The 13,566-nt window shown below is 68.9% G+C and carries 9 protein-coding genes; 8 read left to right on the top strand and 1 reads right to left on the bottom strand.

Features of this window, described 5'->3' with window-relative positions:
- Positions 1–302 precede the first annotated feature (302 nt).
- On the bottom strand, positions 303–443 hold the full coding sequence (locus tag AB0L63_RS20260; protein WP_364502864.1) for a hypothetical protein: 141 nt from the start codon (positions 441–443) through the stop codon (positions 303–305).
- A 510-nt stretch (positions 444–953) separates the two neighbouring features.
- Here AB0L63_RS20260 and AB0L63_RS20255 point away from each other — a divergent pair.
- The 8 genes from AB0L63_RS20255 to AB0L63_RS20220 form a co-directional block, all read left to right on the top strand.
- Positions 954–1,232 (top strand): acyl carrier protein, encoded by a 279-nt coding sequence (locus AB0L63_RS20255; protein WP_364502861.1) that lies wholly within the window; start codon positions 954–956, stop codon positions 1,230–1,232.
- On the top strand, positions 1,229–2,326 hold the full coding sequence (locus AB0L63_RS20250) for an acyl-CoA dehydrogenase family protein (RefSeq protein ID WP_364502858.1): 1,098 nt from the start codon (positions 1,229–1,231) through the stop codon (positions 2,324–2,326). Before AB0L63_RS20255 ends, AB0L63_RS20250 begins: the two co-directional genes overlap by 4 nt.
- Entirely contained in the window at positions 2,320–3,303 is a 984-nt protein-coding gene (locus AB0L63_RS20245; protein ID WP_364502856.1) for a 3-oxoacyl-ACP synthase, read from the top strand. The genes AB0L63_RS20250 and AB0L63_RS20245 overlap by 7 nt, the downstream gene beginning before the upstream one ends.
- Positions 3,304–3,306: 3 nt before the next feature.
- Entirely contained in the window at positions 3,307–4,332 is a 1,026-nt protein-coding gene (locus tag AB0L63_RS20240) for an HAD-IIIC family phosphatase (RefSeq protein ID WP_364502854.1), read from the top strand.
- Entirely contained in the window at positions 4,329–6,209 is a 1,881-nt protein-coding gene (locus AB0L63_RS20235; protein WP_364502852.1) for an amino acid adenylation domain-containing protein, read from the top strand. Before AB0L63_RS20240 ends, AB0L63_RS20235 begins: the two co-directional genes overlap by 4 nt.
- A gap of 14 nt (positions 6,210–6,223) precedes the next feature.
- Complete coding sequence (locus AB0L63_RS20230; RefSeq protein ID WP_364502849.1) at positions 6,224–10,537, top strand: condensation domain-containing protein; 4,314 nt, start codon at positions 6,224–6,226, stop codon at positions 10,535–10,537.
- The gene (locus AB0L63_RS20225) at positions 10,534–11,379 is read left to right on the top strand and encodes a 3-hydroxyacyl-CoA dehydrogenase family protein (protein ID WP_364502846.1); all 846 of its coding nucleotides are present in this window, start codon (positions 10,534–10,536) and stop codon (positions 11,377–11,379) included. Before AB0L63_RS20230 ends, AB0L63_RS20225 begins: the two co-directional genes overlap by 4 nt.
- Positions 11,366–13,566 (top strand): AMP-binding protein (locus AB0L63_RS20220; protein ID WP_364502843.1); only part of this gene is annotated, 2,201 nt, incomplete at its 3' end. The genes AB0L63_RS20225 and AB0L63_RS20220, both read left to right, overlap by 14 nt.

Raw genomic sequence — 13,566 nt, 5'->3', positions numbered from 1 at the left:
GCCGATTCGGTGTCATGACGGCCCGAGTCGATGGCGGCATAGCCGTTTCGCCGTGCGTTCTCGACGACATCCACGCCCGGCCGCTCGGAGTCTCCCGTGAATTATCTCCGTATCGGATACGTTGCCGCGAGAGTTGGATCCGCCAATCCTGCAGGCGATTGTCGCGCACGAACTCGGGTGTCACCTGATCGATCTGGACTTCCCGGACTCTGTCAGATCGGGCACCGGTATGTCAGTTGATTCAGCGCCATTCAGGAAATAGCGAGGACGGTCGCCGTGGCGCGTTTCCTGATGGTGCACTCCTAAACGGGCTGCTGTTTGGTCAGCACCTCGCCCCCGAGATAATCGCCGCTGGATATCGTGCTGACCACCTGCTGTTCGATGGATTCGCCGGTGTAGATCTTTTCTACTTTCCCGTGGGCGACGAGGAATAGTTGGTCCATCGCACTGCGGTATTTGGCGATCAGCTGTCCCGCTGATATTCACGCGTCTCGAACCGCTGGGCAAAACGCCCGCAGTGCATCGTTGTCAGGGAAGTCCTGCGGTGTGGCAGCTCCCGGATTTGCTGCGGAATCACCAGTATTGGCGCCCGTCGCTGATGAGCTCGATCCAGCCATTACCCGTGGCCTGTGTCAATTGCTGTTTCAACCGATATAGCACCGGGGATCTCGCCTCACGGCAGTATTCGTATCAGCCGTCGCGGGCTAATATCCCGCATTTGCGGCTCGAATTCTGTGGCGGCAGCGAGTCGCCGAGCGACGGCGGTGCTGAGGCGGGTGAATACTCGGCCCGTCCGTACCGCCGTCAACCCGGATGGCCGCGCGTGACGCTCGCTCTGTGGCCAGTGGAAACCGGGGCTTGTCGGGTGATCACGGCGCGTGTTGTCGTGATCTGCGGGGGCGAGGGCGCAGGGCCGTTCGCCACCGGGATGACGTCGAGAGGTGAGGGTGCGCGTGGAACAGGTGGAGCCGGTCGTGGCACGCCGTGCGGGGTTGGCGGAGGAGTTGCGGGGGTACTTCGGTTCGATCGCCGCCGTCGAATTGGCCGGTGACGACGATATTTTCGCGCTGGGGCTGGTCAATTCCCTGCGGGCACTGGAGATCGTCGTGCACGTGGAGCAGACCTACGGGATCTCGGTCGAGGTCGAGGATCTCGATCTCGACAACTTCCGGACCGCGGCCCGCGCCGCCGCGTTCATCGAGCGCAAGCGGTCCGGGAACGGGCCGTCGTGATCGATGTCGAGAAGGTGGTGGCCGCTGCGGAATCGGATGCGGCCCAGTGGGATCGCGATGGCTTGCCCGACGAGATGATCACGCTCGCGGCCCAGACCGGGCTACTGGGTGCCGATCGCTCGGTGACATTCGGCGGTGCGGGCGTGGACTCGCGTGCACTCGGCCGAATCGCCGCGACGCTCGGGGAATGCTGCACGAGTCTGCGTTCGCTGGTCACGGTGCACGGCATGGTCGCCGCCGCGCTGGATCGGTGGGGAACCGCCGAACAGCGCCGCGACTGGCTGCCCAGGCTCACCGCCGGTGAGGTCGTCGCCGCGCTGGCGGCGACGGAGTCCGGGGCGGGGACCGATTTGGCCGGTGTCGCAACGACTTTCGAGGACGATGCTGCGGACCGCTTGGTGTCCGGGCATAAGCTGTGGGTGACGTTCGGGCAGGTCGCCGACGTCTTCCTGGTACTCGGCGCGGCAGCTGGCGGGCTGTGCGCCGCACTCGTCGAGCGCGACCGTCCCGGCATTTCCGTTGAGCCGATCGAGGGGCAGCTCGGTATGCGAGGCGCCAGGCTGGCGCACATTCGGTTCGACCGTGTGCGCATACCTGTCGCGCAACTGATCGCACCGCCGGGATTCGGCCTGTCCCACGTCATCGGCACTGCCCTGGACCACGGGCGGTTCACCGTCGCGTGGGGGAGCGTCGGGATCGCGCGCGCCTGTCTCGCCGACGCCGCCGCGCACGCCGCAACCCGTGTCCAAAGCGGTACCGCGCTCGCCGAGCACCAGTTGATCCGTGCGACGCTCGGCCGCTGCTGGGTGGATGTCGAAGGCGCACAAGCCATGTGCGAACGCGCGACCGACGACCGGATCGCCGGATCTCCGCATGCCCTCATCGCGACCATCGCCGCGAAGTACGCGGCGTCGCGCGCCGCGGCCGCGGTGAGTGAACGGGCGGTGCAGGTACTCGGCGCGGCGGGGTGCGCACCGGATAGCCGTGTCGGCAGGTTCTACCGCGACGCCAAGGTCATGCAGATTATCGAGGGAACACAGGAGGTCGCCGAGGTGACCATCGGTGAGCGCGTACTGCGGGGTGCACGATGGTGAACGAGCAGGTGCGGCTCGGTCCGGTGGCGACGTGGTTCCCCGCCACCGCCGCGCGCGTGGCCACCCTGGCCGAAATGGACGAACTTCCAGCGCACCGACGCGAACACGCGCTGGCACTCGGCATCGAGACGGTGCGCACCGCGGACGAGCTGTCCGAGGTGGACCTGGCCGCCGCGGCGGCAGCATCGGCGCTGGCCGAGGCCGGGCTCGAAGCCACCGACGTCGACGCCCTGCTGTTCGTCACGGGACGCGCGCCGCAATACCTCCTCGCATCGGAAACCACACGGCTGCAACACCGGATCGGCGCCACGCGCGCGTTCACCACGGGCGTGGGCGACCTCGGCTGCGTGTCGGTCTCGGCCGCGCTGGCCCTCGCCGCCGCGCTGGTGCGCGCCGACGCCGGGTACCGCACGGTGCTCGTCGTCGCCGCGGCCAAGACCCCGACCCGCAACCGCTACCGCGCGCCCATGACGCTGCTCGGCGACGGCGCGGCTGCGCTCCTGGTCACGGCCACCGGCGGCGGGCAGTGGGAGTTCGTCGACCAGATCCTGCGCAGCGACGGCAAATACGCGGACCTGTTCCGCATCGACTACCGCGAGACCCCGTCGGATGCGTGGATCGAGGAATGCAGCGACGAATCAACCTACTCGTTCCGGCTCGCGGTCGAGAGCAAGAAGCGGTTCGACGTCATCATTGCGGAGCTGTTGGAACGCAATGGCGTCCGGGCCGGCGCGGTGGGGCCGATCCTCATGCAGAACCTGTCGGGCGGTGCGTTCGCCTTCTGGGAGGAGGCCCTCGACGCCACGATCGACGAGGTGTGCCGGCGCAATCTGACGACATATGGCCATCTGGGGTCGGTGGACATGCTGGTCAACCTGGGGGCCGCGGCTGATACCCGCACGTCCGGTGCGTATGCGCTGCTGTTGAACAGCAGCCCGGTGGCCGCGTGGAGCGCCGCCCTGATGCGGAGGGTCTGAGCGATGGTGGCAACCGTGAAGTGCCTGGTCTGGGATCTCGACGACACCGTCTGGCCCGGCGTTGTGCTGGAATCCGACGGCGGGACTCCGAAACCCGAAGTGCTGCGGGTGATCCGGACCCTCGACGAGCGCGGAATCCTGCATGCCGTCGCGAGCCGTGGCGAACTATCCGCCGCCACAGCGCATTTGCGCCGGCATGGTATCGAGGATATGTTCTCGGCGGTCGAGATCGGCTGGGGCCCGAAGTCGGAGGCGATCCGCCGGATCGCCGAATCGCTGAATATCGGGCGCGAGACCATCGCGTTCGTCGATAACGATCCGGTCGAGCTGGCCGAGGTGGCAAACTCCTGGCCGGAAGTTCGGTGCTATCCGGCCGATCGCATATCCGATCTGGCGAACCTGCCGGAATTCACGCCCGAGACAGTGACATCCGAAGCGCGGCACCGCCGGTCGTACTATCGCGCGGAACGCGCCCGCCGCGTCGGCGCGGTCGAATTCGCCGGCTCGGATGCGGATTTCCTGGCGTCGTTGGGCCTGGTCATGTCCGTGCGCACGGCATCGGAGGCGGACCTCGTCAGGGCCAACGAGCTGACCATCCGCACACACCAGCTCAATACCACCGGAGTCACCTTCGACATCGACGAACTGCGGGAACTGTGCGCGTCACCCCGCCACGAAGTTCTCGTGGCATCGCTGCGCGACCGCTTCGGCGGCTACGGCACCATCGGGCTGGCGGTCTCGGAGATCCGCGGCTCCGACTCGGTGCTGTTCCTGCTGCTCATGTCGTGCCGGGTGATGTCGCGCGGAGTCGGGACGGCGCTGATCCGGGAAATCGTCGGGCGCGCACGCGCGGCGGGCCGGCGGGCGACCGCGGAATTTGTGGCGACCCCGGTCAACCGGGTGATGCTGGTGACCCTGAGATTCGCCGGATTCGAGGTGCTCGAGTCCGACGGCGACCGCATCCTGCTCGTCTGCACCGTGCCACCGGAGGACATCAGCGGAACCGGCCATGTCGAGGTGACTAGATGAGCACAGCATCGCGTAGCGATTCCTCGAGGGGTGGTGGCCCGGCGACGGATCTGCTGCGCGGCATCCTCCACCAGGCCCAGCGGGTACCCGGCCGCACCGCGCTCGTGGTGGGGGATCGGTCGCTCACCTATCGCGAACTCGACACCGCCACAGCGCATCTCGCGTGTCGGCTGGTCGCCGCCGGCGTGCGGCCCGGACAGACGGTCATGGTGTTCCAACGCCAGAGCCTGGACACCGTGATCGGCATGATCGCGGCGCTGCGCGCGGCCGCGGCGTGGTGTGTAGTCGAACCGGGCCGTCCCGTGTCGGCGGTGCGGTCGGTGATTGCGGCCGCGACCTGTACCGCGCTGATCGTCGACGGGCGCGATGACTCCGCTCCGCACGAGGAGGTGGCCGCCCTGGTGGCGGGGACGGCGACGGCGGTGCTCGATATCGCCGAGGACACCGAACCACCGGTCGTCGCACTGCCGGACCAGCCGTCCCTGCGGGCACCCGCGTACGTCATCACCACCTCCGGCTCGACGGGTGTGCCCAAGGCGGTCGTCGTATCGCGGGCCAACCTCGCCACCTTGATCAGCTCACGGAACTATTCGCACACCGACGGCGAACTCGTGACCTTCTCGGCGATGCGCCTGATCTGGGACGGCTCCCTCGCAGCGCTCGCCTGGGCGCTCACCGTCGGCGGCACCAGCGTGCTCCCGGACGCACGGATGCTGCCCGACGTCGATGCGGTCGCCGGACTCGCGGTCCGCCACGGCGCATCGCATTTCGTCGCGACGCCCTCGTTCTACCGGTTGCTGCTGCCCCGACTGAGCGAGCTGAAGTCGACGCTGCGGATCGTCACGCTCTGTGGCGAGCCGGTATCGATTCGCCACGTCGAGCAGCACCACGAGGTTCTTCCCACAACCGTCCTGCACAACGAATACGGCCCGACCGAGGCGACCGTCACCTGCATCTGCCACGTCGTGCCGGAGGCGCCCCAGCTCGTCGTGCCGATCGGCACACCGACCGACGGCACGGCGGCGCACATTCTCGACAGCTCACTCCGGCCGGTCCGCTGCGGCACCGTGGGCGAGCTGTACCTCGGGGGCGGACAGGTCGCCGACGGTTATGCGGCACGGCCCGGACTGACCGCGACCCGGTTCGTGGCCGACCCGTTCGTGACCGAGCCGGGCGGCCGCATGTACCGCACCGGGGACCTCGCACGGGTCGACGGATCCGGGGACATCGAATTCCACGGGCGGGCCGACAGCGAGGTGAAGGTCCGCGGCGTGCGAGTCGAACGCGCTGCGGTCGAGGCGGTGCTGGCGCGACATCCCGCCGTTCGCGCGGCGGTAGTGCTGGATGCGATGGACGCCGACGAAGCCGTATACCTGGCCGCCTTCTGGGTGCCCGCCCCCGGCGCAGCGCCGCCGCCCACCGCCGGTGCGCTGTCCGGATACTGCGCGGAACACCTTGTGCCCGAATCGGTTCCGGAACGATTCATGGCGGTCGATACCCTGCCGATCGCACCGGGAAGCAGCAAGCTCGACGAAGCGGCGCTGCGCGCGCTGCTGCGCTCCCGTCCCGAACGGCGCACAGTCCCGTCACGGGATGGCTGGACCGAGACCGAACAGGCGGTCGGTGAGATCTGGTCGGAGGTGCTCTTGCACGACGACTTCGACCGTGGGGACCGGTTCTTCGAGGTAGGCGGGAACTCGCATCGGGTGGTCGCACTCCATCTGCGCCTGGAGGCCGGGTGGCCGGGGGCGATCTCGGTGGGGATGCTGTTCGACCTCGACACGGTGGCCGCACAGGCGGACGCGCTGTCGGCGGGTCCGGCGACCCGATGCACGTCCGAACCGGCGGACAGCACGCCATTGGCTTTCGAGGTGTGAAGGACACCGTAATCGTGAATACAGCAAACAACGACGACATCGCGATCGTCGGAATCGGAGTGCGCTTCCCCGACGCCGCGAACCTCGGCGAATTCCGGGCGAATCTCGCCGACGGCCGGGACTCGATCGGGCCGATGCCGCAGGCTCGTGCGGCGGCGACCGCATTGGACCACACCGTCGGCTACCTTCCGATGGGGCATCTGGCCGACATTCACACCTTCGACTACGCCTTCTTCGAGTTGTCCAAACGTGAAGCGTCGCTGATGGATCCGCAACAGCGCATCGCACTCGAGCTGGCGCATCGGGCGATCGAGGACGCCGGATACGCGCCCGCCACCCTGCGGGAGGCCACGACCGCAGTGGTGTTCAGCGCGCCGATGCCCACCTACCATGCCATGGCGGTCGATCCCGGCCCGCTCAGCATGCTGGGCAACCTGCCCTTCGGCACCACGGCCCGCATCGCGCACCTGCTCGGACTGACCGGGCCGTGCTACGCGATCGACAGCGGCTGCAATGCCTCGCTCATCGCCGTCCACCACGCCTGTCGCGAACTGCGGTGTGGCGATGCGGATTACGCGCTCGCGGGCGGGGTCAGCGTGCGCGCCAACGGATCTCCGGAATGGACCGCGCAGACGATGACGGAGATCGCCTCGCCGAGCGGACAGTGCCGGGCGTTCGACACCGACGCCGACGGCACGGTACCCGGCGAGGGCGGCGCAGCCCTGCTACTGACCACGCTCGGCCGTGCCCGCGCCGACCGCGCGCCCGTCTATGCCGTTATCCGGGGCAGTGCGGTCCTGCACAACGGGCATTCCTCCGCGACGATCAGCACCCCCAGCGCCGCCGCCCAGGCGCGGGTGATCGCGAAAGCCTGGCGGAACGCGGGCGCCGATCCGCGCGATGCCGGATACCTCGAGGCACACGGGTCCGCCACCCGGTTGGGGGACGCGGTCGAACTCGAGGGCCTGCGCACCGTCTTCGCGGGACGGTCGCGGCCCCTGCCGATCGGATCGGTCAAGACCAATATCGGGCATCTCGATCACGCCGCGGGAGTCGCCGGACTAGTCAAGGCCGCGCTGACCGTCGCTGAGGGCCGGCTGTATCCATCGCTGCATTTCCGCAGTCCCATCGGCGATTTCGACCTCGCCGCCGCCGGGATCGAGATGGTCACCCGGCCGCGGTCATGGGCCGCCGCGAACGGGCCACGGCTCGCGGGAGTCAGCTCGTACAGCCTCGGCGGTGCGAACGCGCACTGTGTCGTGCAACAGGCACCCGACGATCCGGTGGTCGAACGCCCCCGAGAGCCGGGTCACCGGCTCGTCGGGATTTCGGCGCGGACCCCAGCGGCGCTCGCCGAGCTGTGCCGTGAGCTGGCGACCACCCTGCGCGACGGCGGAGTCGATCTCGCCGACATCGCGTTCACGCTCGGCCGCGGCCGCACGCATTACCGCTATCGCGTGGCGGTATCCGCCACGGGTACCGGCGATTTCGTCGATGAGCTGGTGCGGCGTGGTGGCGGCATCGATCCGGACGGTGCGCAGCCGGTCCCGCCGCGGGTGGCCCTACTGCTCTCGCCCGGTATGGCGCCCGCCGGGATCGAGCCCGTCCGGCTGCCCGATCAGCTGCCCGCAACGGGAGCCGTCGCCAATGTGCTCGCGGGCCAGATCGCGATACACGATCGGTTGCGCGCCTGCGGAATCGGGTTCGCCGCGATTCTGAGCGGGGGAGCATCGAAATTCGCGGCCCGATACCTGCTCGGATCGTCGGCACCCGTCGACCCCGACGAGCTGGCCACCGCCGCGGCGGCGCCCATTGTGGACCGGTCCCGGCTGCTCGCGGCGGCGGACACGTTATTGCGTGATGGGCCGGTCGTATTCGTGGACCCCAGCCCGGATGGCATGCTGGGCCGGTTGCTCGCCGAAGACCTGCGGGGCCGGCCCGACGCGGAGATCCTTTTCGGCACAGCCGATTCGGGTGGTCCCATCGGTATCATCGGTCGCCTCTACGAACGCGGGGTGAACCTCGACTGGGCGCGGGTGAATGCCGATGACGGCCGCCGGGTGCGGCTACCGGGACATCCGCTGCACGGCTCCCGCTGCTGGGTCGAGCTGCCCACGGCGGCGGCGCCCACCGAGCACGTCGGAATCCCCGCTCTACGGTCAACGCCGGAACGGCCGGAGGATACGACCGAATGGCTGCGTGCGCTGCTGCGTGAACTGCTGCACTCGGAAACCGAAATCGGCCCGGACGACGACTATTTCGACCTCGGCGGTAATTCGATCATCGCCGTGCAGCTGGTCGAGCGCGTCGCCGAGACTTATGGATTCCGGCCCAAACTGCTCGATGTCTACGAGCGACCCAAGGTCGCCGATTTCGCTGGGTTGCTGCGAGCGGGGGCCGTTGCGCCGGCGGCCCAGCGGGGTCCGTCACCGATTACGCGGACCGACGAATTGGTCATGTCGCCCGGGCAGGAGCGCATGTGGTTCCACCATCAGCTCGTTCCGGACACGACCCTCTACAACTACCCGGTGGTCAACGTGCTGCGGGGTGCGATCGATATCGCCGCCGTCAAGGGAACCTTCGAGGATTTCGCCGAGCGGCACGAACCGCTGCGCTACAACCTCGTCGAGATCGACGGACAGCCCGCGGTCCGGGTTCGGCCGTCGCTCGGCGAATTCTTCCGCGTCGCCGATGTTTCCGGCGCGGCCGACCCCGTCGCCGCCGCGCGCGAGTTGATTGGCCAGGCCGCCCTGACGCCATTCGACCTGGCCCGGGACCCACTGGTCCGGGTGCTGCTGGTGACGCTGTCACCGGAGGCGCATGTGCTGCAGGTGACCTGCCATCACTGCGTCACCGATGGCGCCACCCCGGGCATCCTCGCTCGCGAGATTCCCCAGCTGTATGCCGCCCGGCAGGAGGGCCGGTCCGCCGCGCTCGAACCGTTGCCGATCCGCTACCGCGACTACGCGCGCTGGCACCGCGACATGATCGCGTCGGGCGCACTCGAGCACGAGCTCGAGTACTGGGTACACCTGTTGCGCGATGCGCCGAAACTGCAGTTGCCCACCGATTTTCCACGGCCCCCACGCAAGACGTTCGTCGGCGATCTGGAGCCGTTCATGGTGTCGGCCGAACTGCTGGAGCAGTCGCGCGCGGTGGCGAAGCGGGAATCGGCGTCGTTGTTCGTGGTACTGCTGACCGGCCTGTATATCTTGCTCGCGCGCCGCAGCGGGCAACGTGACATCGTGATCGGCACGCCGACCACCGGCCGTACCCGCCGCGAAATCGACGGGCTCATCGGCTACTTCAACAGCACGGTCGCCCTGCGCGCCAACGTGTCCGGTCCCGCGACGGTGGCCGATCTGCTCGAGCGGGTGCGCGCGATCGTCCTGGGTGCGCTCGAGAATCAGGAGATCCCCTTCGAACGGGTCGTCAATGCACTCGACGACCAACGCGACCTGTCCCGCACCCCGATCTTCGACGTCCTCTACGTTCACCAGGAACTTCCCGGCACGGGCAATCCCATCGGCGACGGCGAGCCGGAATTCTTCGACCTGGAGCACTCGATCCACAACGCGTTCGGCGGATTGCCCTCCGGCACAGCGAAATTCGACCTCAGTCTGATCACCTACGATCGCACCGACGGCCGGGACATGCTGGCCTGCTTCGAGTACAGCACCGAGCTGTTCACTCAGCGCACCGCCGCTGGCTTCGCCGCCGCCTATCTCGATATCCTCACCGAGCTGGTCCGGTCGGCCCCCGACCGTCCGATCGACGAGCTCCTGACCGCCACGACAGCGTCGGAACCGGCTGCGCCACTGGAGATCCCGACGGACCGACCGCGCCGTACCAGCACGATGCGGTACGCCACCGCGACCGTTAGTAGACGGTTGGACGTCGCGCCCGGCGATGCGGAGCTGCTCGGCGCGTGGATTGCGCTGCTGGCCTGGTATTCGGGTTCCGACGAGGTCGAGGTGGGACTCGCGGCCGGTGCGGCCCGCATCGACCTCGCCGACGAACCGGACGGGACCGAACTGCTCGCGCGGGTCACGGCGGCGCTGGCAACACCGATGGCCACCATCGGCGACGCGGCGATCCGCTACCGGGCCGGTCGCCCGGATACTGCGGAACTCGCGCTCGACTTGGCGCGGGCCGGCGACTCCACTCTTATCGAACTGGCCTATGCCACAGAACTTTTCGACGAATCCACCGCGCAGGACATGCTCGGCGATCTGGTCCGGCTGCTGCGCGCTCTGCCGCAGACGCCGGACGATCCGGTGCCGGATATCACGCTGCGGAGTATCACGGGAACGGAGGTGACTCGATGAACGGCGTCGTCGCGGTGATCGGGGCGGGCACCATGGGTAGCGGCATCGCGCAGTGCCTCGCGCAGGCGGGATACCAGGTTGAGGTCGTCGAACCCGATCGCGGTGTCGCCGAGCGGGCCCGCCGCGGCATCGACGAGGCGGTGCGATTGGCGCTGCTGCTGGGGCGCGGTGATCGCCGGACCGCATCCGGCATCGGCCAGCGCGTGCGGTGGGCCGAACGCATCGACGAGCTGAGCGCCGTCGGTTTCGTCATCGAGTGCGCGACCGAGCGGATCACGCTGAAGGAGCGGCTGTTCGGCGAACTGGACCGGCACTGCCCCGAAGACGCCGTGCTTGCATCATGTACGTCGGCGATCCCGATCGCGCGCTTGGCCGCCGCGACCGAACGACCGGATCGAGTACTCGGCCTGCACTTCATGAACCCGGCGCCCTTGACGACCGCGGTCGAGGTCGTACGCGGCGAGCAGACCGCGCCATACGCCCTGGCGCGGGCCACCGACCTGGTCGCCGCGCTCGGCAAGGAGGCGATCGTCGTCGGCGACCGTCCGGGTTTCGTCCTGAACCGCGTACTGATGCTGAGTATCGCCGAGGCCGCCGCCACGCTGGACACCGGAACGGACGCCGCGACGGTGGATGCCCTCTTCGAGCAGTGCCTCGGGCACCGGATGGGCCCGCTGCGCACCGCCGACCTGATCGGGCTGGACAACGTGGCAGACACCATCGAAGTGCTGCTGCGCGAGACCGGCGAATCTCACTACCGCGTGCCGCCCGCACTCGCGGCACTCGTCGACGCCGGACACTTCGGGCGCAAGACCGGACGGGGGTTCCATGACTATCGCTGAGACGATGCACGCGTCGGCACCGAGCGACGCGCAGCGCGCGGCGCTCGCGGCCGGTGATCGCTGTGTCGACCTGTATCTCGAGCTGAGCGGCCCGATGGACGCGGAGGCATTACGAGCCGCCATCGATACCGTCATGGCGGAATGCCACGTGCTGCACAGCGTGTTTCGCGGCGACGACACCGGCGCCGTGCGGGTCTACGAGACCACGCCGGTGCCGACCGAGGTGATCGTTGCCGTCGGCGGGGATCCGCACCGGTTCGTATCGTCGCGGCTCGCGGAAGAACGCTCGCGCACACTGGATATCGCCCATGGACCGCTATACCGGCAGGTGCTGTTCCGGCTCGCGGACGACCGGCTCGGCTGGTTCCAGCGCTACCACCACCTGATCAACGACGAACCCGGAATGCTCGCGATCGTCGCCAGGGTGCGCGAAGTTCTGGACCGGGTTCGTTCGGATCCGCCTGCCAGCGCACCGTTCGGCGCGACCGCGGAACGGCTCGAGACCGAGCGCCGTTATCGCGAGTCGGGTGCGTGGGCCCCCGACCGCGCCTACTGGGAGCGGTCCCTGACCGCTGCGGCCCGGCCCGGACCGATCCCGGCGGGCAGCGGGCCGGCCCCGGTGACCGCGGGGCTGTGGTCCGAGGTGGCGGCATCTCCCGAACTCACCAGGATCGCGCGGTCCTGCGGCGGTGGCGCTGCCGCCGTCGTGCTGGCCGCATTGGCCGTCTACGGATCCCGGCTGACCATGACGAGCGAGTATGTGATCGCGGTCGCCCAGGGCGAAAACCTGGTGCCGCTGCGGATTTCGGTGCCGCCGCACGCGAGCTTCGACACGATTGCCAAACAGGTGGGACTGGAACTGCGCCGGGCGCGGCGACACCGGTACATCTCCGACATCGACGAGCCCTGGCCCGAAGCACCGGTGCACGGGCAGTGGCCGCTCTCGGTGCGCATGCTCGCCGGCGCGGCACTGGACCGGTTGGGCGGATCCGCGATGACCGCGTCCTTCGGGCCGGGGGACGGGCTCACCGTCTGCGTCGACGACCGTGCCGCGGGCGGCTGGCGCATCGCCGTTGCCGCGCAAGAGCATCGTGTGCACCGGGACCGTGTCGTCCGGCTGCTGGATCGGCTCGCCCACGCACCACGCACGCCGATCGGCCGCATGGGCCTCACCGGGCCCGATGACATCGAATACCTCGCGGGCCCCAGCGCGGAAGTCCCGTCGGCGACACTGGCCGCCCTGCTCGCGGACCAGGCTTCCCGTTCGCCGGACGCCGTCGCGCTCGTCGGCACCGGACGCCGCATGTCCTACGCGGAGCTGCACGATGCGTCGAATCGCCTGGCGCGCCGGCTGATCCGGCTCGGGGTGGGACCGGAGCAGCTGGTGGCCGTGGCGATCGGTCCCTCGATGGAGCAGATCTCGGCGGTACACGCGGTGCTGGCGACCGGCGGCGCCTACCTGCCGCTCGACCCCGACCACCCCCGCGATCGGCACGCCTACCTACTCGATGTCACGCGGCCGGTTTGCGTGCTCACGACCTGCCGCGACGGATTCGACCCGCCGCCGGGCACCCGGGTGCTGCACCTCGACGAACTCGATCTGTCCGGCGAGTCGCCCGCGACGGTGACCGATGTCGACCGGATCGCCCCGCTTCGCCCGGAAAACCTTGCGTACGTGCTGTTCACGTCGGGGTCGACCGGACAGCCGAAGGGCGTCGGTGTCACACACGCCGCCCTCTGCACACACCTCGGCTGGATGCAGTACACGCACGGACTCGACGACACCGATGTGGTGCTGCGCAAGACCGCGCTGTCGTTCGACGTGTCGGCATGGGAGGTGCTGTGGCCCTTCACCGCCGGGGCCCGGGTCGTGGTCGACGACTCCGGCGCACACCGGGATCCGGTCGAGCTCGCGCGCCTGATCGCCGAGAATGCCATCACCACAGTGCAATTCACGCCATCTACATTCGCGGCGCACCGGCGGGCGGTAGTGGAGCCGTTCGGGGCCAGCGTGCGGCGCGTACTCGTCGCGGGTGAGGCGATGACGCCCGCCCTCGCCGCGCAGCTGCCCGCCGCCGCGCCGCGCGCCCGATACGACAACCTCTACGGACCGACGGAGACCACCGTCGCCATCACCCGGCACGAAATCGGCGCGCACGACTTCGACACCGCTGCGAGACGGCGGCC

Origin of the sequence: Nocardia sp. NPDC051990 (assembly GCF_040680755.1) — a bacterium.
Classification (GTDB): domain Bacteria; phylum Actinomycetota; class Actinomycetes; order Mycobacteriales; family Mycobacteriaceae; genus Nocardia.
This window is presented reverse-complemented; position numbering and strand designations above follow the sequence as displayed.

What these genes read in the sequence shown, in the direction of transcription:
- AB0L63_RS20240 (WP_364502854.1), top strand. Translation starts at nt 3,307, where the DNA reads ATGGTGGCAACCGTGAAGTGCCTGGTCTGGGATCTCGACGACACCGTC.
- AB0L63_RS20235 (WP_364502852.1), top strand. Translation starts at nt 4,329, where the DNA reads ATGAGCACAGCATCGCGTAGCGATTCCTCGAGGGGTGGTGGCCCGGCG.
- AB0L63_RS20260 (WP_364502864.1), bottom strand. Translation starts at nt 443, where the DNA reads ATGGACCAACTATTCCTCGTCGCCCACGGGAAAGTAGAAAAGATCTAC.
- AB0L63_RS20225 (WP_364502846.1), top strand. Translation starts at nt 10,534, where the DNA reads ATGAACGGCGTCGTCGCGGTGATCGGGGCGGGCACCATGGGTAGCGGC.
- AB0L63_RS20245 (WP_364502856.1), top strand. Translation starts at nt 2,320, where the DNA reads ATGGTGAACGAGCAGGTGCGGCTCGGTCCGGTGGCGACGTGGTTCCCC.